The 20,406-nt window shown below is 70.6% G+C and carries 16 protein-coding genes and 4 pseudogenes; 9 read left to right on the forward strand and 11 right to left on the reverse strand.

The annotated features are described in order from the left end of the window. Window positions 1–47 precede the first annotated feature (47 nt). A complete protein-coding gene (locus tag CLV40_RS37890) occupies window positions 48–3,395 on the forward strand; it encodes a galactose oxidase family protein (protein WP_181043448.1) in 3,348 nt (1,115 codons plus the stop codon). Between the two features lie 890 nt (window positions 3,396–4,285). Here CLV40_RS37890 and CLV40_RS37895 read toward each other — a convergent pair. From CLV40_RS37895 to CLV40_RS11725, 3 genes are all read right to left on the reverse strand, one after another. Further along, window positions 4,286–4,468: a hypothetical protein gene (locus CLV40_RS37895; RefSeq protein WP_181043449.1), complete on the reverse strand. Its 183-nt coding sequence runs from the start codon at window positions 4,466–4,468 to the stop codon at window positions 4,286–4,288. 164 nt (window positions 4,469–4,632) lie between these two features. Then, the gene (locus CLV40_RS11720) at window positions 4,633–5,421 is read right to left on the reverse strand and encodes a hypothetical protein (protein WP_104478915.1); all 789 of its coding nucleotides are present in this window, start codon (window positions 5,419–5,421) and stop codon (window positions 4,633–4,635) included. A 4-nt stretch (window positions 5,422–5,425) separates the two neighbouring features. Next, complete coding sequence (locus CLV40_RS11725) at window positions 5,426–5,995, reverse strand: RNA polymerase sigma factor (protein ID WP_219823959.1); 570 nt, start codon at window positions 5,993–5,995, stop codon at window positions 5,426–5,428. A gap of 578 nt (window positions 5,996–6,573) precedes the next feature. Here CLV40_RS11725 and htpG point away from each other — a divergent pair. From htpG to CLV40_RS11750, 4 genes are all read left to right on the forward strand, one after another. Continuing rightward, window positions 6,574–8,454: a molecular chaperone HtpG gene (htpG, locus tag CLV40_RS11735; RefSeq protein WP_181043450.1), complete on the forward strand. Its 1,881-nt coding sequence runs from the start codon at window positions 6,574–6,576 to the stop codon at window positions 8,452–8,454. Window positions 8,455–8,614: 160 nt separating this feature from the next. Beyond that, window positions 8,615–9,187: an ABC transporter ATP-binding protein gene (locus tag CLV40_RS11740; RefSeq protein ID WP_245931229.1), complete on the forward strand. Its 573-nt coding sequence runs from the start codon at window positions 8,615–8,617 to the stop codon at window positions 9,185–9,187. Continuing rightward, the gene (locus CLV40_RS11745; protein ID WP_104478919.1) at window positions 9,184–10,563 is read left to right on the forward strand and encodes a hypothetical protein; all 1,380 of its coding nucleotides are present in this window, start codon (window positions 9,184–9,186) and stop codon (window positions 10,561–10,563) included. Before CLV40_RS11740 ends, CLV40_RS11745 begins: the two co-directional genes overlap by 4 nt. A gap of 109 nt (window positions 10,564–10,672) precedes the next feature. Beyond that, a complete protein-coding gene (locus CLV40_RS11750; protein ID WP_104478920.1) occupies window positions 10,673–11,959 on the forward strand; it encodes a cytochrome P450 in 1,287 nt (428 codons plus the stop codon). Between the two features lie 232 nt (window positions 11,960–12,191). On the opposite strand, the gene CLV40_RS11755 is transcribed toward CLV40_RS11750, so the two are convergent. Next, entirely contained in the window at window positions 12,192–12,386 is a 195-nt protein-coding gene (locus tag CLV40_RS11755) for a ferredoxin (protein WP_104478921.1), read from the reverse strand. A gap of 200 nt (window positions 12,387–12,586) precedes the next feature. Here CLV40_RS11755 and CLV40_RS11760 point away from each other — a divergent pair. Further along, window positions 12,587–13,336, forward strand: a pseudogene (locus tag CLV40_RS11760) (IS110 family transposase); the annotation flags it as partial. A gap of 60 nt (window positions 13,337–13,396) precedes the next feature. Here CLV40_RS11760 and CLV40_RS40535 read toward each other — a convergent pair. Then, window positions 13,397–13,534 (reverse strand): annotated as a pseudogene (locus CLV40_RS40535) (DUF6879 family protein); the annotation flags it as partial. A 280-nt stretch (window positions 13,535–13,814) separates the two neighbouring features. Between CLV40_RS40535 and CLV40_RS11770 the strand changes: the two are divergent. Further along, window positions 13,815–14,525 (forward strand): L,D-transpeptidase family protein, encoded by a 711-nt coding sequence (locus CLV40_RS11770; RefSeq protein ID WP_104478922.1) that lies wholly within the window; start codon window positions 13,815–13,817, stop codon window positions 14,523–14,525. A 410-nt stretch (window positions 14,526–14,935) separates the two neighbouring features. Here the strand turns inward: CLV40_RS11770 and CLV40_RS40265 are convergent, their stop codons facing one another. After that, window positions 14,936–15,058, reverse strand: a complete 123-nt coding sequence (locus CLV40_RS40265; protein WP_281261658.1) for a hypothetical protein — start codon at window positions 15,056–15,058, stop codon at window positions 14,936–14,938. Window positions 15,059–15,485: 427 nt separating this feature from the next. Further along, window positions 15,486–15,764 (reverse strand): hypothetical protein, encoded by a 279-nt coding sequence (locus CLV40_RS11775; protein WP_104478923.1) that lies wholly within the window; start codon window positions 15,762–15,764, stop codon window positions 15,486–15,488. A 230-nt stretch (window positions 15,765–15,994) separates the two neighbouring features. Here CLV40_RS11775 and CLV40_RS11780 point away from each other — a divergent pair, with 230 nt between their 5' ends. Further along, window positions 15,995–17,101 (forward strand): hypothetical protein, encoded by a 1,107-nt coding sequence (locus tag CLV40_RS11780; protein ID WP_104478924.1) that lies wholly within the window; start codon window positions 15,995–15,997, stop codon window positions 17,099–17,101. A 32-nt stretch (window positions 17,102–17,133) separates the two neighbouring features. On the opposite strand, the pseudogene CLV40_RS40745 reads toward CLV40_RS11780, so the two are convergent. Further along, window positions 17,134–17,294: pseudogene (locus tag CLV40_RS40745) on the reverse strand (IS30 family transposase); the annotation flags it as partial. 380 nt (window positions 17,295–17,674) lie between these two features. Here CLV40_RS40745 and CLV40_RS37900 point away from each other — a divergent pair. After that, window positions 17,675–18,013 (forward strand): annotated as a pseudogene (locus CLV40_RS37900) (cold-shock protein); the annotation flags it as partial. A gap of 139 nt (window positions 18,014–18,152) precedes the next feature. On the opposite strand, the gene CLV40_RS11790 reads toward CLV40_RS37900, so the two are convergent. The 3 genes from CLV40_RS11790 to CLV40_RS11800 form a co-directional block, all read right to left on the reverse strand. Beyond that, the gene (locus CLV40_RS11790) at window positions 18,153–18,605 is read right to left on the reverse strand and encodes a carboxymuconolactone decarboxylase family protein (RefSeq protein ID WP_104478925.1); all 453 of its coding nucleotides are present in this window, start codon (window positions 18,603–18,605) and stop codon (window positions 18,153–18,155) included. 76 nt (window positions 18,606–18,681) lie between these two features. Next, window positions 18,682–19,260, reverse strand: a complete 579-nt coding sequence (locus CLV40_RS11795) for a GtrA family protein (protein ID WP_104478926.1) — start codon at window positions 19,258–19,260, stop codon at window positions 18,682–18,684. 230 nt (window positions 19,261–19,490) lie between these two features. Beyond that, window positions 19,491–20,270, reverse strand: coding sequence for a zinc ribbon domain-containing protein (locus tag CLV40_RS11800; protein ID WP_245931252.1), 780 nt, complete (start codon window positions 20,268–20,270; stop codon window positions 19,491–19,493). Window positions 20,271–20,406 lie beyond the last annotated feature (136 nt).

The following is a 20,406-nucleotide window of genomic DNA, read 5'->3' on the forward strand; positions in this document are numbered from 1 at the left end:
TTTTCGGACTGCCGTAACAAACCGCCCACGCCCGCGACGCGTCCGATATGCGCATTGGCCGGTTTCTCGTCGTGTTGGCCGCGGGGGTCGTCGTCACCCCGTACGCCATGCAGGCCCTCGAACCCCAGCACACCGACCAGACCCACCCCCACCACATCGTCGCCAACGCCGACGCCCTCATCCCCACCGCCACCGAGCTCCCGCGCCTCGGGTGGGAGGCCACGGCCAGCTCCGAGGAGACCGCGGGCGAGAACGGTCGGGCCACCAACGTGCTCGACGGGGATCCGAACACGTTCTGGCACAGCACGTGGACCACGCCCACGCCGCTGCCGCAGTCGATCACCGTCGACATGCGCGCCACGCAACGGGTTTCCGGGCTCGTCTACACCCCCCGGCCCGGCGGCGGCAACGGGACCATCGGGCGCTACGAGATCCGGCTCAGCCAGGACGGGACCGCCTGGGGCAACCCGGTGAGCACCGGCATCGCCGCCGACGACCCGACCGCCAAGACCTTCAGCTTCGCCGTGTCCGGCGCCAGGTTCGTCCGCCTCACCGCGCTCACCGAGGCGGGCGGGCGCGGCGACTGGGCCAGCGCCGCCGAGCTCGGCGTCCTCGGCGACCCCGGGCCGCCCACGCCTGCCGTGCCGCTGCCGCGCACCGGGTGGACGGCCACGGCCAGTGACCAGGAGGCCGCGCTCTCCGACGGGCGCGCGGTCAACGTGCTCGACGGGAACCCGAACACGTTCTGGCACAGCCGCTACGACGTGCTCGCCAACCTCCCGCACAGCATCACCCTCGACCTCGGCAAGCCGACTGTCGTGAGTGGACTCACCTACCGGCCCCGGCCGGCGGCGACCGGCGGCAACGGGCGCGTCGGCGAGTACCGGATCGCCGCGTCCACCGACGGCACCACCTTCGGCGCGCCGGTCGCGTCCGGCCGCTGGGTCGACGACGCGGCCGTCAAGCACGCCCTGTTCGCCGGTCCGGTCACCACCCGCTACCTGCGGCTGACCGCGCTCACGGAGGCGGGCGACCGCGGCCAGTGGTCCAGCGCCGCCGAACTGGAGCTGGTCGGGCCGCCCGCGCGAGTCGACCCGCCGCTGTCGCGGGTCGGCTGGGTCGCCACCGCGTCGTCCGCCGAGGCGGGGTTCCCGGCGAGCGCGCTGGTGGACAACCGGCTCGGCACGTACTGGCGCAGCGCGGGCACCGGAGCCGCGCCGCACTCGGTCACCGTGGACCTCCAGCGGGAGCAGCGGTTGTCGGCGGTCGTGCTGACGCCGCGCGCCGAAAGCGCGGACGGGCGTATCGGGCAGTACTCGATCTCGTTGAGCAGCAACGGTTCCACGTTCGGCGCGCCGGTCGCGCAAGGGACTTGGGTCGACGACGGGACGCCGAAGACCGCGGTGTTCACCGGGACCGCCCGCTACGTCCGGGTGACGTCCACGAGCGAAGCGGGCAACCGCGTCCCGTGGCACGCCGCCGCCGAGTTCAACGCCTACGGGCCGTCCGCGGTACCGGGGCCCGTTGCGCCGCTGGACCGCACGGGCTGGGTCGCGACGGCCAGCGACGAGGAGACCGCCAGTGAGAACGGCCGCGCGAGCAACGTGCTCGACGGCAACGACCGGACCATCTGGCACTCCAAGTACTCCGCACCGACCGCGCCGCTACCGCACTGGATCACCCTCGACATGCGTGCCAACCGCAACGTGGCGGGAGTTTCGGTGCGACCGCGAGGTGACGGTGGCAACGGCAACATCGGCCAGTACCGCGTGCACATCAGTGCGGACGGCGTGAACTGGGGAAGCCCCGTTGCGGAAGGAGTGTGGCCGGACAGCTCCAACGTGCAGACCGCGCTGCTGGATTCCGCCGTGTCGGCCCGGTACGTGCGGATCACCGCGCTCACCGAGGCAGGCGGGCGCGGACCTTGGTCCACCGCCTCGGAAATCACCGTGTTGACGCCGTCCACCGCGCCGGACGCCAGCTCGGTCGGTTCCTGGGGGTCGGTCATCGGGTTCCCGCTCGTACCGGTGGCGTCGGCGTTGCTGCCCAACAACAAGCTGCTGACCTGGTCCGCCTACGCGCCGGACACCTTCGGTGGCAGCAACGGGTATACGCAGACCGCGATCTACGACCTCACCACCGGTCAGGTGACGCAACGTCGCATCGACAACACCGGGCATGACATGTTCTGCCCCGGAACCTCAACGTTGCCCGACGGCCGGGTGCTGGTGACCGGTGGCAGCAACGCCGAGAAGGCCAGCATCTACAACCCGTTCACCGATTCCTGGTCCGCCGCGCCGCCGATGCGGATCGCGCGCGGCTACCAGGGGCAGACGACGCTGTCGACGGGGGAGGCGTTCACCGTCGGCGGTTCGTGGAGCGGGAACCAGGGCGGCAAGGCCGGTGAGGTGTACTCGCCCGCGACCAACTCGTGGCGGACGCTCAGCGGTGTCCCCGCCGACCCGTTCGTCACCGCCGACCCGGCCGGGGTCTACCGGGCCGACAACCACGCGTGGCTGTTCGCCGCGAGCGGGGGCCGCGTGTTCCACGCCGGGCCGAGCAAACGGATGCACTGGGTCTCGACGACCGGCAACGGTGCGGTCACCGACGCCGGATTGCGCGGCGACAGCCCGGACGCGATGAACGGCAACGCCGTGATGTACGACGTCGGCAAGATCCTCACCGTGGGCGGGGCGACGGCGTACCAGGACGCCGATGCCACCACCCGCGCGTACACCGTCGACATCGCCACTACTCCGCCCACCGTGCGCAGGGTTGGCGATATGGCTCGGGGCCGGGCGTTCGCCAACAGCGTTGTCCTGCCGGACGGGTCGGTGGTGGTCATCGGCGGGCAGGAACGGCCGGTGCCGTTCAGCGACCAGACGGCGGTGCTGACGGCCGAGCTGTGGAACCCGTCAACCGGCACTTTCCGGCCGTTGGCGCCGGTCGCGGTGCCGCGCACGTACCACAGCGTCGCCAACCTCCTGCCCGACGGCCGCGTGTTCTCCGGGGGCGGTGGGCTGTGCGGGAACTGCGCCACCAACCACTTCGACGGCCAGATCCTCACACCCCCCAACCTGCTCAACGCCGACGGCAGCCCGAAGTCCCGCCCGGTGATCACCGCGGCGCCGCCGACGGCGGCCAACGGCACCACGATCACGGTCAACACCGACCGCCCCGTCACCCGCTTCGCCTTGATCCGCACCAGCTCGGTCACCCACTCGGTAGACAACGACCAACGGCGGATACCGGTCATCCCGGTCCAGGTCAACGCGACGACGTACCGGCTGACGGTGCCCGCGGACAAGGGGGTGGCGCTGCCGGGGCACTACCTGCTGTTCGCGCTGGACGGGGCGAACGTGCACAGCACGGCCCTGACGATCAGGATCGGCTGAGGCCCGGGGCTCGGCTCGGCCTGGGGCAGGTCGAGCCGAGCCCATTCAGGTGTGATTTCGGAAGCTGGATCGCCTATGAACTATCCACTATCAGGATGATCATTTGATCCGACCCGGTCCGACCCATCCCACTCGCCCTGCCCTGCCCTGCCCTGCCCTGCCGACCCGACCCACTCGCCCGGCCCTGCCCGACCCGACCCGACCTGGCCCACTCGGCCTGGCCTGGCCCACTCGGCCTGGCCCGCCTGGCCCGCCTGGCCCGCCTGGCCCGCCTGGCCCGCCTGGCCCGCCTGGCCCGCCTGGCCCGCCTGGCCCGCCTGCCCCGACCCATACCACTCGGCCTGCCCTGCCCGGCCTGCCCGGCCTGCTCTGCCCGGCCTGCCCGGCCTGCTCTGCCCGGCCCTGCCCTGCCCGGCCTGTCCGGCCTGTCCGGCCCTGCCCTGCCTGCCCTGCCTGCTCTGCTCTGCCCTGCCCTGCCGGCCCTGCGCTGCCCGGCCCGCCCTGCTTGACTGGGCGGGCGTCGAGCCGTTCGTGGGCGGGCGTCAAGCCGGCTCGCCACCGTCGCGGTCGATGGCGGCGTCAAGACCTGGCTGGGCGCGGCGCGGACGGTGCCTGCCGAGGAGCTGCCGGACTGGGCCGGGTCGCACCGAGCCGGCCGCGACCCCGTTCGCCGCGCTCGGCGTCGGCGGTGGGGCCGTCGGCGCGTTCGAGTACGCCCGCACTCCCGGCCTACCGCCGCTGGGCGGCGGAGTCCCCTCTGCCCCGAGTGGCACTCGGACATCCGGATCAGCCGTGTGCCGCGCTCCGACTGCCGGTGTCCGGCTGTCTGGACGGACCATCTGAACGGGCTGTAGGCGCCTTCGGCCCCCCGAAATCCAGGTTACCGGCGGCTACCGACACCCCGCGGCGAAGATGATCAAGTCTGTGGACAACTCGGAGCGCCCTGGTAGGTGCTCCGGCGAGGTCCGGTACACCTCGCTCGACAACGTGGCCGTGCGGACCTCGGCGGGTGGTCCGATGGCGACGACCTTGCCGCCGTCTAGCACCGTGACCCGTTCGGCGTGCGCGCCCATCCATGACTCGACAACGGCGCCGCGTGTGCGGTCAGCAACCGGTGGAGCCCGTGTGGCCCTCGTCGTCGAATGGTCGCGGTGCCGCGCTCGACCCCCCACCGGTACAAGCGCGGCACCGCTCCCGACGGCGCGCGGGCTCCCCCGCGCCGCGCGCCGTGGTCATCTCATTTCACGGTGGCCGCCAGGGCCAGCAGGGTCTCGTCCGGTACGGGGCCGGAGATGGCGTAGGTGGTGCCGTCCTCCACGGTCCAGGTCAGCCGCGAACCCCCGCACAGGGTGGTGAGGCGGTCCACCTCGCGGCCGCCCGGGTCGACGATCCGGACCTGGAGCTGGAACGCGCGGTGCGGTGTCGCTCGGGCCCACCGGCCGCCGTGGCCCGCGACGTCGACCGTGGCCGGGGACTCGGACTCCCGGGGGTTGTAGGTGGGCACCATGTTGGGCGGGTAGCGCTCCAGGTTCACCGTGTTCGGCTGGAACGAGTACCGGGCCATCGCGATGGTGCTGGAGCCGCGGGTGCGGCGGGTGTAGAAGGAGTTGGGTTCTCCCCAGGCGGGGGTCGAGGGTGGGGTCCAGTTCGTCTCGAAGGACAGCCGGTTCCGCGGCACCGGCTCCATCGCCATCCAGGTGGAGCAGCCGTCCGGGGCGCCCATGGGCTGGGTCTCGATCGGGGCGGCCTCCTGGTCGGTCGGGTTGGCGGGGTCGGTGCCCGGGATCAGCGGGTCGTCGCGCAGGGGGGCGGCCAGGTGGGAGCTCGCCTGGAGCACCGCCACGACCGCGACCGCGGCGGCGGCCAGGCCGAACCCCATCGGGATCACCCGCCGGTGGGGCCTGCGCTCCCGGCGCGCCAGCCGAGCAAGCACCGCCTCCACGGCGCCCTGCGGGGCGGGTCGGTCCAGCGCCCGCCCGAGGTCGACGAGGTCGCGGCACAGTTGGGTGTCGTCCGACTCGGGCACGGGTCTACCTCGCCATCTCGGGCTCGACCAAAGCCCGCAGCCGGGCAAGAGCCCGCGCAGTCCGCGACTTCACCGACCCGCGTGGCCAGCCGAGCACGTCGGCAGTCTCCGATTCGGTCAGCTCCAGCAGAAAACGACAACCCAACACCTGCCGATCCTTGTCGGGCAGACTGCGCAGCACCGCCCACAGCCGCCGGTCCCGTTCCGCCAACACCGCCACCCCCTGGGGATCGACGACGCCCCCGTCCTCCCACATCGCCGCCACCCGCAGCACGAGCCCGGCCCGCCGGGCCCGCGACCGCGCCTGGTTGCGCGCGAGGTTCACCACGATCCGCAACAGCCACGGGCGGAAGGGCGCGCCCGGCCGGAAGGCGAAGAGCGCGTCATAGGCCCGCACGAACGCCTCCTGGGTGACGTCCTCGGCCTCGCTGCCCGCACCGGCCAGCACGGCCATCCGGCAGGCCGCGGAGTGGTGTCGGCGGACGAGGTCGCCGAAGGCCGCCGTGTCCCCGGCCCGGGACCGGGCAACCAGATCGTCGTCCTCGTCCGTGACGCCCCCAACCCCTCGGCCCACCCGATCCCACAACGGCAACTACACCGCCCACCCCCCATCGGTTCCACGGCCGCGAACATTCACCCGGTTGTCGCACCGCCCCGCGCCCCGCGCCCCGCGCCCCGCGCCCCGCGCCCCGCGCCCCGCGCCCCGCGCCCCGCGCCCCGCGCCCCGCGCCCCGCGCCCCGCGCCTTTCCATTATCACACTCAGTCCTTTTCACTATGCACTATCAAGATAATGAGGAGTATGCGGATGGGATGCGACGGCGGCGCGGGGAGGCGGTGCCGGAGAGGCGGTAGGGGGAGGCAGTACCGGGGTGACGGTGTTGGAGCGGCGGTGCCGGAATGGGCGGTGCCGGAGGTGCGGCAAGGCAAGACCGTCGTAGCAGGAGCGTGAGGGTGGGAGACAAACGCGAAGTCCCACGGGTGGTCAAAAGCGCAAGGACGACCGAGAGGACACGAGAGATCGGTCACCATCCACCCGCCCCGGGCGGGAGCACCTCAAAGGTCGCCTGGAAGGGAAGGCCGACTCGCTACGGCCGGGTGGGCGGGGTCGATAGGATGCCCGGGCTGTTCGCCGGTGAGAACGAGAGGTGCACGTGACCGCGAAAGTCGAGACGCTCGAGTTTCAGTCCGAGGCGCGGCAACTGCTGCAGTTGATGATCCATTCGATCTACTCGAACAAGGACACCTTCCTGCGCGAGTTGGTCTCCAACGCCTCGGACGCGCTGGACAAGCTTCGGTTGGAGGCGTTCCGCGACAAGGAACTCCAGGTCGACACCGATGACCTGCACATCGACCTCGACCTCGACGCCGAGTCCCGCACGCTGACCGTGCGCGACAACGGCATCGGCATGTCGCGGGAGGAGGTGGTCGCGCTGATCGGCACGATCGCCAAGTCCGGCACCGCCGAGTTCCTGCGCAAGCTCAAGGACAACAAGGACGCCGCCGGTCAGCAGGACCTGATCGGGCAGTTCGGCGTCGGCTTCTACTCCAGCTTCATGGTGGCCGACAAGGTCACCCTGCTGACCCGCAAGGCGGGCGAGGACACCGGTACCCGCTGGGAGTCGACCGGCGAGGGCACCTACACGGTCGAGCCGGTCGACGACGCCCCCCAGGGCACGTCCGTCACGCTCCACCTCAAGCCCGAGGACACCGAGGAGCACCTCTACGACTACGCCTCTCGCGCGAAGGTCGTCGAGATCGTGCGCCGCTACTCGGACTTCATCACGTGGCCGATCCGCGTCGAACCCGAGGGTGGCGGCGAACCGGAGACGGTCAACTCGCGCAAGGCGCTGTGGGCCCGGCCGCAGAGCGAGGTGACCGAGGACGAGTACACCGAGTTCTACAAGCACGTCAGCCACGACTGGTCCGCGCCGCTGGAGACCATCCGCATCTCCGCCGAGGGCACCTTCGAGTACCAGGCGCTGCTGTTCATCCCCGAGCGCGCCCCGTTCGACCTGTTCATGCGCGACCGCAAGCGCGGCGTGCAGCTCTACGTCAAGCGCGTCTTCATCATGGACGACTGCGAAGAGCTGATGCCCGAGTACCTGCGGTTCGTCAAGGGCGTGGTCGACGCCCAGGACCTCTCGCTCAACGTGTCCCGGGAGATCCTGCAGAAGGACCGCCAGATCCAGCTCATGCGCAGGCGGCTCGTCAAGCGGGTGCTGGCCACGGTCAAGTCGCTGCTGGCCGACAAGCCGGACGCGTACGCCACCTTCTGGTCGGAGTTCGGCCGCGCGGTCAAGGAAGGCCTGCTCGACGACTTCGACAACCGCGACGCCATCCTGGACATCGCGTCCTTCGCCTCGACCGACGACGACGAGAAGCCGACGACTCTCGCCGCGTACGTGGCGCGGATGAAGGAGAACCAGGACGCGATCTACTACATGACCGGCGAGTCCCGCGCCGCCCTGGAGAACTCCCCGCACCTGGAGGCGTTCCGCGCGAAGGGCTACGAGGTGCTGCTGCTCACCGACCCCATCGACGAGATGTGGGTCGGCGCGGTCCCCGAGTTCGCAGGCAAGAAGTTCCAGTCGGTGGCGAAGGGCGAGGTCGACCTCGACTCCGAGGAGGAGAAGGAGGAGGCCAAGAAGCACCAGGAGGAGTACACCGACCTGCTGGCGTGGATGACGGAGGCGTTGGTGGACAAGGTCAAGGAGGTCCGCCTCTCCACCCGCCTCACCACGTCCCCGGCGTGCGTGGTCGGCGACACCTTCGACCTGACCCCGAACCTGGAGAAGATGTACCGGGCGATGGGCCAGGAGGTGCCCCAGGTCAAGCGGGTGCTGGAGCTGAACCCGACGCACCCGCTGGTCACCGCCCTGCGCGCGGCCCACGCCGACGAGTCCAGGCGCGTCGAGCTGGGCGACTCCGCGGAACTCCTCTACGGCATGGCGCTGCTCGCCGAGGGCGGCGAGCTGACCGACCCGACCCGCTTCGTCCGCCTCCTCGCGGGCAGGCTGGAGAAGGCCCTGTAGAACGCCGCCGGGTCGGGCGGGCCACCACGGTCCGCCCGACCCGGCGACGTGCCACGGCGGCTGATCGCCTGCCCGCCTTGGCTAGGCTGGCGGCTGTGGGATGTCGGCTGGGGCAGCTGTGACCGTTGAGGTGTGCGCGGCGACCGTGACCGTCGGTGGAGTGACCCTCTTCGAAGGGCTGAACCTCACCGTCCGAGCGGGGGAGTGCGTCGTCCTCTACGGTCGCAACGGGTCAGGGAAGTCCACGCTGCTGCGCTGCCTCTACGGCACCCAGCGCCTCAGCGGCGGGGTCGTGTCGGTGTGCGGCACGGCCCCGGACGAACGCCGCCTCGACTTCCGCCGCCGCGTCTCGGTCGTGCTGGACGACTCCGCCCTGTTCGACGACCTCACCCCGCGCCAGCACCTGGACCTGCTGTCGCGTTCCTTCCCCGGCACGGCCGACCGCGACACCGCCGGGTGGCTGGCCCGGGCCGGTCTCGACGAGCGGGCCGACGTCCCCGCCCTCGCGCTCTCGGCGGGTCAACGCCGTCGGCTGATGCTGGTCGCGGCCGTCGCGCGCGACCACGACGTCCTCCTCCTCGACGAGCCGGAACGCGCACTCGACACCGCGGGCCGGGACTGGCTCACCAACCTCATCGCCGCCGACCTCGCGCGCGGCGCCGCGGTCGTCGTCGCCAGTCACCACGCCCCCTTGGTCGACCGCGTGGCCGCCACCCGGATCGACCTCGGATGACCGCGGGCGCCACCCCGCGCTTCGCCGCGCCCTCGGACGACACCGTGATCCGGGCGATGGCCGTGGTGGTCGGCGCCGGTATCGCGGGCGCGCCGTTCTACCGGCCCGCGGCCACCCGGGAACTTCTCCTGGGTGTCCACGTCACGGCCGGGCAGGCCACCCTCACCGTGCTGTGCCTCGGATTGGCGCTGGCCTGGTGGTCGACGCAGCCGCGGTCGTACCTGTGGGCCGATCCGGCCTGGTTGACCTGGGCTGATTTCGGTGCCCCACCAGGGCACACCGGGTGGCGCGGGGACCCGGGTAGCGGCTCGCGGTCGTCCGGTTTGGGGCGGGCCGAGCGGATGGTCGGGTCGGGGCGCGAGAGGGTGATCGCGCGGCGGTTGGTGAGCGGGTGGGTGGGGCGCTGGGGTGTGCTCGCCTACGTCCTCGCCGTGAGCGGCGTGCTGTTGGGATGGGCGGAGATGGCGGTGGGGACCGCGTTGTTCCTCGCGGTCGGCGCGTTTTCGCTTGTCGCGGCTCGGACTCGTCCGGTCAAGGGGGAAGGGGTGCTGCCGCTCGCGCTCGCGGCGGGTGGGGCGGCGGTTTCCCTCGGTGGGATTACCCCGATCGTGCTGTGGGGGTTCGCCGCGTTGGCGGTCGCGGGGACCGTGGGGTTGGTGGGGCGCGAGTCGTTGGCGGTCGCGACCGGGCGGTCCGATCTGGTGGCGCGGTTCGCCGTTCGGCTGACCCGACGGATGTCGGTCGACTTCCTCGACGTTTGGGGGTTGCTACCGCCGGGAAAACCACTGCGGCCGCGGAGGTTCCTCGACGGACGCCTGATCGTGTTGCGGTACCTGCTCGCCGGTGTTCTCGTGCGCGGTCGATCGGCGGTCGGGGGTTTGCTCGTCGGCGTCGTGGTTGTGGCACTGCACGGTGTGTTCCCCGCCGTGCCGTCGCAGTGGTTGCTCGGCCTAGGGGCTTACCTGGTTGTCGTACCGTTCGCCGCGCCGATCGCGCAGCTGCACCGGACTCCCAGCCTGACGCGCTGGTTCAACCACCGCCGTGCCACGTTCCGGTTGACCGCCGTCGTGGTGCTCACGGTCGTCGCTGCGGTGTGGTCCGCCGTGATTGTCGTGTTCGGCCTCGGTTTCTCCGTTGGGGCGCTTGCGGTTCCCCCATTGGTGGCGGCGGCCGCTGTGCGATCGGTCACCCGCGCGCCACTGGACTTCGCGAACCTCGGCGTCGTCGACATCGGCGGTGTACTCGTCCCGTCCGGGCTCATCGCGCAGCTCGCGCGGGGTCCGGAGGCGTTGCTGATCGGGTTGGCGTTGCTCGGATCCGGACCCGCGGGCGTCGCGTTGGCGCTCGGTGTCGCGGTTGTCGCCACCCTCGCTTGAAGGCCGCGGCTTAACCGGGACGCGTTCGGTGTTCGTTTTGGTACCGTGGGTGAACAGCCCCCTGACACCAACGGACCGATTGGGGATCGGCCCGGGAACAGGAGCTTCCATGACGGCGACCACCTCGCACGGCCAGGACGAGCGAACCACGCCGGAACCGGCGGACAACGGCATCCTCGCCGGGCTCGGCCTGCCGGACGACCTGCGCGAACGGGGCGGCGAGCCGTTCGCACCGCCGCGCGGCCTGCTCGACCTCGGGCACGACGGACCGGTGCACCGCGTCGTCCGCCAGGACGGCAACCCGGTGTGGCTGGTCACCGGGCACGCGGAGGCGCGCGCGGTGCTGTCCGACCCGCGGATGAGCTCGGACCGGCGCAAGGCGCTGAACACGCAGGACCTGCCCGAGGAAGTGCGCGCGCGGTTCGACGACCCGGAGGCCCGCGCGGGCAACTTCCTCGGCATGGACGCCCCGGAGCACACCCGGTACCGCAAGCTGCTCACCGGTCAGTTCACGGTGCGGCGCATGCGGTCCCTGGAACCGCGGGTCACCGAGATCGTCACCAAGCAGCTCGACGAGATCATCGCCCAGGGTCCGCCGGTCGACCTGGTGCCCACGTTCGCGCTGCCGGTGCCGTCGCTGGTGATCTCCGAGCTGTTGGGCGTGGACTACGCCGATCGGGCGGAGTTCCAGCAGCGGACCGCGCGGATGCTGCGCACGGACACCCCGGTGAAGACGCTGCTCGACGAGGGCGACAAGCTCACCGAGTTCATGCTGGACCTGGTGCGCCGCAAGCGCGCCGAGCCCACCGACGACCTGCTGTCCGGTCTGGTGCACGGGAGCCCGGAGGACCCGCTCACCGACCGCGAGCTGGCCAACATCGCCAACCTGCTGCTCATCGCCGGTCACGAGACCACGGCGAACATGTTGGGGCTGGGCACCTTCGCCCTGCTGGAGAACCCCGACCAGCTCGCCGCGCTCCGCGACCACCCGGAGTCGGTCGGCACCGCCGTCGAGGAGCTCCTGCGCTTCCTGTCGATCATCCACTTCGGAATCCCCCGCACCGCCACCGCCGACCTGGAACTCGGCGGGCAGCGGATCGCGGCGGGGGACAACGTGATGGTCTCGGTGCAGGCGGCCAACTTCGACGGCGCGCACTACGACAACCCGGAGAAACTGGACCTTTCCCGCGCCCGTGGCCCGCACTTGTCGTTCGGGCACGGGATCCACCAGTGCCTCGGGCAGCAGCTGGCCCGGGTGGAGATGACCATCGGCTTCACCGAACTCCTGCGCAGGCTCCCGGGCCTGCGCCTGGCCACGGCGCCGTCGGAGGTGCCGGTGCGCACCGACATGCTGATCTACGGGGTGCACGGGCTCCAGGTGTCCTGGGACGCGTAACGACAACAACGACCGGTGTCCCGGTTTCACGGGGACACCGGTTCGTCGTGCGCGGGAGACCTCGCTGCGCGGCGAAGTGGTCGAGCGAATGCCGGACGGCCGACGCGGTCGCGTGGGCGGACGTGCTCAGGCCGCGGGGACGCCGCTCGTGGCTGAGAGCGGCGTGCTCGTGGTCCCGGTGCCGCACCTGGCCACCCACGCCGATGGGTGGGTGGCCGAGATCCGTCGCGGTCTAGTCGTCCACGGAGATGGCTTGGGCCGGGCAGAGGTGGACGGCGTCGCGGGCCTTGTCCTCCTGGTCCGGGCCGGGCACCTCACGCAGGAGCACGACCGTGCCGTCGTCTTCGCTCTGGTCGAAAATGTCCGGTTCGGTCAGCACGCACATCCCGGATCCGACACAGCGCGTGCGGTCCACAGTGACCTTCATGTCGCCTCCCCAGCGTCCTCGGTGTTCCACACCATCATGCACACACCGCGACCGGTTCGGCACGGGGGATGTCATCGGGCCTGGTGGCATCGACCGACCGCTGATAGGGACACGGCCACCCACTGGGTAGGCCTTGTCGTAACGTGGGTGTCGGCGCTCGATGCTCGACCTGCGACCACCACGGGCGATAGGCATAGTGGATGAGCAGCGGTTACGGGATGTTCCTCGGCCTGGACGTCGGCAAGGGCGAACGCCACGCCGTCGGCCTGGACCCGACCGGCAAGCGGCTGCACGACGGGCCACTGCCCAACAGCGAACCCAAGCTGCGGGCGTTGTTCGACAAACTCGCCGTCCACGGGCCGCTGGTGGTGGTCGACCAGCCCGCGACAATCGGCGCGTTGCCGGTCGCGGTGGCCCGTGCCGCCGGGCACCAGGTCGCCTACCTGCCCGGCCTGGCCGAGCTGGACGTACGGTCGGCTTCGACGACGACCTCGCCGGTGAGGCCACCCGCGTCGGCAACCGCATCCGCGGTCTCCTCACCGCCATCCACCCCCGCCCTGGAACGCGCGATTGGATCCAGGATCACCCACTCGGCGGTGCTGGAGATCCTCTGGCGTTGCGGCGGACCAGCCGGAATCCGCGAGGCGGGACGCCGCAAGCCGACCACGATCGCCACCAAGCACGTGCCCCGCATGGGCGAGCGGCTGGTGGCGGCGATCCTGACCGCGCTGGACGAGCAGACCGTCACCGTTCCCGGCACCACAGCGGCCGACAACGTGCTGCCCCGCCTCGCGGACAGCCTGAAAACCGTTCTGGCGCAATGCAAACAGGTCACCGACGAGGTCGAGGAGATCCGCGATGCGCACCCTCTCGCCGGGGTCCTGATCTCGATGCCCGACATCGGGGTCAGGACCGCCGCCCGCATCCTGCTGGAGATCGGCGACGCCACGAACGACGAACCGGTCGTCCTCACCAAAGCGCATCGCCACCAGCATGCGCGAGTCGAACAGCCAGAAGTCGTACGGCGGCAGGTCCGCGGCCTGCTCGCGGGTGAGGTAGCGGATGTCGTCCCCGGCTTGCCTGGTGAACCCGGAGACCCACAGGCCGAACCGCACGTAGTCGCTCAGCGGCAGGCTGACCACTCGCACCCGGGAGAAGCGCCGCCCCTCAGCTTCGGTCTTCGGGCCTGCGGGCGAACCAGGGAACGAACCGATCCTCCGCCGCGGCCACTCCTGCCGACGTGCGGCGGATGACGCGGGTCAGGTCGTCGTCAGCTTCCAGCAAGACCTGGAGCCGTTCACCACGATCGCGCACCGCTTGGCAGGCGAGGCCCTCGAACGCTACGTTTCCCCCGCAGCGGCGGCTACTACTTCGTGCTCCCCGGTGGCGCTCGCCTGCCGGGTTCCGAATGAACCAGGAGAAAAATTGATGAAACGTCGACTCGTCATCCTGCTCGCCGTGGTGGGGGTGCTCGCGGGCACCGGTGTCGCCTCGGCCAGGACCGGGTTGCCGCTGCCCTACACCGGCACCGCGGACCAGGTCGTCACCGTGGTCGCGGCCACCACCACCTCGACCACCGCGACGCTCACCGCCTGGCGGCGTACCTCGACCGGGTGGGTGGCCGAGGTCGGGCCGGTCAGCGCGTATGTGGGCAAGTCGGGTGTGGGGCAGGCCAGTGAGTCGAGCCTCAGGACCCCTGCGGGCGTGTGGCCGCTGACCGAGGCGTTCGGCCACAAGCCCAGCAACGGGACCCGGCTGCCCTACAAGCAGACCGACACCTCGGACTGGTGGGTCTCCGACGTCAACTCCGCCTACTACAACACCCCGCGCCGCTGCGCCCCCGGCACCTGCCCGTTCAACGAGGCCGCGGGGGAGAACCTGGGCAAGGCGGGCTACGTCTACGACCGGGCCGTGGTCATGGACTACAACCGAAACCCGGTGGTCCCCGGCGCGGGCTCGGCCTTCTTCCTGCACGTGAGCGCCGGCGAGCCCACCGCGGGCTGCGTCAGCATCCCCGCCCCGACCCTGGACGCGGTCCTGACCTGGCTCGACCCTGCCGCCCACCCCGTCATCAACATCGGCGTCCTCTGGCCCGCACGTACCCCCCGCGGCGTCACCGGAGGATGGGGCCTGGGGTGACGACCGGTTCGATCAGCAAGCGGCAACAGGGTCTACCCCCACGCCGTCCGGGCGTCAACGACGTCAGTCTTGCCGCTGTCGAACGGCGAATCACCGTACTGTGGCTTTGGGACACCAGATCCCTGACGAACACCTCAGCGGCCCATTCGACACCGCGCCCGACACCGACACCACGGTGGAGCCGTCGACAGCAACGTTGCGGGAGATCGCCGTCCGGATGCGCGCGTAGCCATCCAGGCGGGGAACGGTCTGACGTCTGTTTCTTTAGGCGCTAATCTAACCGATGTCAAGACGGCAGCGATGTTGCAAGGCATCACTGCGGGTCGAAGGCGTCGACCGGCCCCAAGGGTTGCCGCCCATAAGGACCGGCCGACGAGTTGGTTGCTGGCGCGGTATGTCCACCTGGGGGGTTAGGCCCCCGGGTGGACGCCCGGCACCACGCCGCTCTGCGCGAGCAGCATCGTCACCGTGGCCATCAGCCACGTGAGCGTGACGCGGCAGTTCGGGCAGTGCCCCTCCTTGTGTTTCCTCACAGTCTTTCTCCCTCCCTCCTCTTCTGCGGTTGCGCAGAGCGTAGCGAGCGCTACGCGGTCGGAAACCACTCAAACGGCGGAAACCGCACTTCTGTTCATTTTCACCTGACCCTAAACTCCAGATCCGTCACGATCTGTGTCGACGAACGCGCCTGTGGCCTCGGCAGCCTAGGTATCCGATGTGCGGTCGCCGGCGTTCGTAGACGACACACTCCCCGACACCGTTGGCCCGCTCATCCACGCCGAACCGGCGCTGACTCGAAGGGCACGCGCACCGCCGCGTGGTCCGTCCAATGGTTGGCAGTGACGTCACGAGCGGGTGCCTGGCACGTAGCCATTAGCGCGGGTGATGCGCCTTGGCGACGGTCGGTCACGCCTACCTCGAGGTCTTGCGCAGCCTGCAAGGGCTCGGTCGCCATCTGCGCGATCAGATTCGCACCGCCGAGCCCGGCGCCCGGCAATCTCGCTGACCGTGCAGGTGCGGACTGCGCTGTAGCGTGACGTACCAGGGGACGTTCGCCCTCGCGAACCGCCCGAACCAGTAGTTGTACTGGTCCTTGGCGCTGTCCGCCCGCTTGGCGCTGTTCATGGGGCCGGTCTCGTGGGCGTTGCCCCGCGCGATGGCCGTCATCAGGCCGAGGTGCCAGGTGCGCATCCCCTGCCAGAGCACGTGCCGCCTCAGGCGGCCCGCGATGACCCCCTTCATTGGGTCACCTGAGCACGAGGCCCACACCCGCTCGAAACGATCAGCCATTCGACTGGTCGACCGACAGTGCAATCGCCGTAACGGCAACTCAGAACGTCGAATGGCCGTGGAACCCCGGACAGCGGGGGGCGATGTGTAACCCGCCCGCGTACCTGCTTTCGAGGAGGCCAGGACGTCTCCCCAAGGGGCGCCGGCCCCGCGCCGGCTGGCACACGAGAGGCTCTGTTCACATGTCACGCAACGCCTTCAGATCCCGGTTCCCGGCGACAACCGTCGCGGGCGGCGCGGTAGCGCTGGCCATCGTCGGTGGTGGCCTGGCGACGCCGGCACACGCGGCGACGACGCGGTACACGCTGACGATCGGCCCAGCCGGGACACAGCGCTACCTCGGGATCAACGACAACGGAGACATCATCGGCGCGGGCTTCGAGCCCGGGGCCGAGGTGGGGGGAGAAGGCTTCGTCATCAAGGCGGGTACCAACACGCCCCAGTTCCTGTCCACGGCGGACAACCCCGGCAACACGCAGCAGTTCACCGCGCCACACGCGATCGACAACGCCGGAGTGGTGGTCGGGTTCCGCCGGCCTCCGGGCTCCACTGAACCGGGTCTCGGTCGGCCGATGAAGTGGCAGGCCCCGGGCAACGGGGTGGACCTGGGCGTGGACCAGAGCCCGACCTCCGATGTGGAGGCCACCGGGATCAACGACAACGGTCTGATCGTGGGCAAGACCCTGACCTCCAACGACAGGACGACCGCTTGGACGCTCAACGGGAGCATCTTCACAAGACTCCCCAACCTGCCCGGCGCAGGGAACAACGCCCGGGCGGACGCGGTCAACAAGAGCGGCCTGGTGGTGGGCTCGGCCACCACCGCGACCACCTTCCCCGCCGTTGCATGGGTCAACGGCCAGATCAAGGTCCTGGGTACCCTGCCCGGCGGCACCTTCGCCGAGGCCAAAGCGGTCAACTCCGCCGGAGTGGCCGTGGGAGTGTCCACCACCACCGGGGGCAACGAGTTCGGCGTCGGCCACGCCGTGATGTTCGCGGGCGGGACCGTGACCGACCTCCATTTCCCTGGCACCGACACCAACAGCGGCTCAGCGAACGGGATCAACGACGCGGGCACGGTCGTCGGCTCAGTCAGCGGATTCGACGCGTTCGTCTACCAGAACGGGGTCGTCACCGACCTGAACACGCTGATCCCGGCGAACTCCGGCTTCACCATCGTCGGGGCCAACGCGATCAACAACAAGGGCCAGATCGTCGGCGAGGCGTTCAAAAACGGCACGTCGCACCGCACCACCTTCGCAGTCCTGCTCACCCCCACCGGCCAGTAAGAACGACTGCCAGAAGACAGGGCGCGGCGAGTTCAAGCGGTGGAAGCTCCAGCTTCGAGAAGTTCGGTGAATACCTCGCTGGGCTTTCTCCAGTCGTGGGTCTTGCGGGTCGGTCGTTGATCTCGGCGGCGAGGTAGCGGAGGTCGAAGGGGGTGTCGACGCCCTTGGGCAGGAACTCGCGCGCGATGCGGTTGGGTTCTCGTGGCCGTGGCCGTGGCCGTGGCCGTGGCCGTGGCCGTGGCCGTGGCCGTGGGTGTGGTGGGTGGCGTGGGGTCGGCGGTGGGGGCGTAGACCTCGTCGGGGTCGCGGTCGGTGCGCAGGCCACGCCAGGCGGTGTGGCGCCGTCGTCCGGCGCCGCGGGTGAACTGCCGATACACCACCTCGCCCACCAGTCTCGGTTCCACCCACGACACGCCACGTACGTCCTCTCACCGGCGGGGTCAGGGCGAACGGGTGGGTGGACCGCTGACGAGGCAGCAACGTGTGGAGCAGGTCGTGGCGGCCCTGTTCGGTGAAGCCGGTGTCGGCATCGGCCAGGTGGACCAGATCACCGTTGACGCGGTCATGGCCGCCGAGCCCCAGACGGCGCCGCGGCGGTCCGCACCCGCCACGACTGCGGGACCTGCCACGCGGGACGTGCCCGCACGAGGCGGCGAGGGCGTCGTCGCGCGCTACGACGGCGACCGCGGCTTCGGGTTCATCACCCCGGACACGGGCGGCGACGACCTCTTCGCCCACGTGTCCGACCCCACCAGTCGGACCTACTACGACCGAAAGCGAGCCGAGGGCAAGAAACACAACGCCGCCCTCATCTGCCTGACCCGCCGCCGCTGCGACGTCCTGTTCGCCATGCTCCGCACCACGACCCACTACCGACACCCCGAGGCCGCAACCGCTCCCGCCGCGGCTTGACAACCCCATAGGGACCCCCGGAGGAGGGCGGAGGCTGCGCTTGAGGGCGTTGGGGCCGTGCTTGAGGGGTTGGGGCGAGGTTGAGGGTGGGGCGATCGGTCGCCGTGGGGGCGCGGCGGGGCGCCCCCACGGGATCGGGTCACCAGCTGCCCGCGACCTGGCGGATGGCGGCGTTGACGCGGTTCCAGGTGTTGATGTTGGCGATGGCCAGCACCAGCGCTGAGATCGCCTGCTCGTCGTAGTGCTCCTGGGCGCGCGCCCACAGCTCGTCGGTGACCGGGTCGGGGTGGTCGGCCAGGCGGGTCAGCACCTCGGTCAGCTCCAGCGCCACGCGCTCGGCTTCGGTGAAGTAGGGGGCCTCGCGCCACGCGGCGACGGTGAAGAGGCGCTCGTCGGACTCCCCGGCCTTGCGCATGTCGGCGCTGTGCATGTTGACGCAGAAGCTGCACGAGTTGATCTGGCTGGCGCGCAGCTTCACCAGCTCCAGCGTGGCCGTCGGCACGCCCTGGCCCTCGGTGGCCTTGCCCAGCGCCAGGATCGCCTTCATCGCCGCGGGGTTGACCTGAGCCGGGTTGGTCATACGGGACTTCATCGCGGGTTCCCTCCAGTGTCTTCTTCGTCGGTCGCCCTGTGGACGACGCGGCGCGGGAGGGTGTGACAGGCCGCGGTCAGTTCGGGGAGTGATCCACGACACCCCGCTGCTCGGCCGGCACGGGGTACGGCACGAGCTTGCCCAGCCTGCGGTCGGCGCGCGAGGCCCGGACGTCGGCGTGCGGGAACACCCACCGCTTGAACGCCCACCAGCGGAACACCATGGCGATCACGGTGCCCACGATCGAGCCGAACAGGAAGTCCGACAGCTCCTGGGTGACCAGGCTGACGTTCGGGGTGGCCAGGTGGAACACGTACCGCGACAGCATCAGCGGCGCGGTGTAGAAGAAGATGGACACACCGCTGATCGCGAAGAACAGCGCGGCCTCGTGGTGCCGCTCGCGGCCGCCGCGGGTGTGGAAGGACCACTCGCGGTTGAGGACGTACGACACGATCGTGGCCAGCACGACCCCGATCGCCTTGGCGACGACCGGCTTGTGCTCGAGCACCGTGAGCTTCAGCAGGTACCACGTGCCGTTGTCGACCAGGTAGGCCACGCTGCCCACGACGCCGAACTTCAGCAGCTCCCGGTGCTTGAGCGCGAACGGGCGCAGGCGTGCGGGGAGCGCGCGCAGGACGACCTCGCGGAGTGGCATACCGCCAATCTAGCCGATCACCGTGTCCGCGGGCGGTTTTCCGCTTCCTGGATTATGCGTGGCCCGGTGCGGTTCGCGAATTGTTCGGTCGACGAGAATATCGAGAACGCGGCCCGACAGTTTCCCGGCGATACCGTGTGTGACCTCGGGTTGCCGACGGTACCTTACCGGCGGGCAGCGTTTAGACGATGTCCGCGCGGTTTTTCACGGAGATTTCACCGTGTCCGGTTTCAGCCTCTTTTGAAGAACTCGACCTCCCCGACGGCGATGTGCTTGCCCGGGCCGAGACCGGCGGCGGCGCGCACCGTCAACCGGACCCGGGTCACGTCGCTGATGGCCGTGTCCTGCTGTTGGGGGCCCGGCTCGTCGGCCAGGCTCATCGGGAACGACTCGGTGGTGCCGTCGGCGGCGGTGGTGGTGATGTCGAACCGCGTCGCCCTGGCCTCCGCCGCGAACTCCTCCGCCTTCGCCGACGGGCCGGTGTGCACCACGATCGTCAACAACCGCACCGGCTGGTCGAAGGTCACCTCCAGGGACGCGCCCACGGCGGGCGAACCCCAGTACCGGTTGCTCGCCCCGTCGGTCGCCGCCGTCGCCGGGTGCCCCGGCACTTCCGCGGTCGCGACCGTCCCGGCGGGTGCGGTGGGCACGGTCTTGGAGGTCTTGTCCAGCACGTCCTGCACCAGCCGGGCGCCGAGCGGGTAGAGGGCGACCGCGGCGATCACCACCGCGATGAGCAACAGCAACAGGATCAGGCGGCGGCTCACCGCCCCCGACCCGCCCAGCTTGCCGCGGCCCCGCTTCGCCGCGGCTTCCTGCTCCTCCGGGTTCAGCGGGGTGGCGCACCGGCGGCAGAACCGCCGCCCGGGCGGGTTCGCGGTCCCGCAGGACGGACACGGCGGGCCCTCGACGGCGGTCTCGGCCACCTCCACCCGCCGCTCGGGGCGCGGCGCGACGGGCTTGGCGGGCTGCACGGCGCCGGGAGTGTCCGGCGGGGCGTGCGGAGTCACGCCGCCCGACACCTTCGACACGCGGGGTGGCTTGTCCGGCTCCGGGGTTGGTGGTTCCCCGGTTGGGGGCTCGGTGGGTTCTGCCTCGCTCGGGGGTCCGGTGGGATTCGTCGGGGGTGGCGGGGTGGGTCCGGGG

Origin of the sequence: Actinokineospora auranticolor (genome assembly GCF_002934265.1) — a bacterium.
Lineage (GTDB): Bacteria > Actinomycetota > Actinomycetes > Mycobacteriales > Pseudonocardiaceae > Actinokineospora > Actinokineospora auranticolor.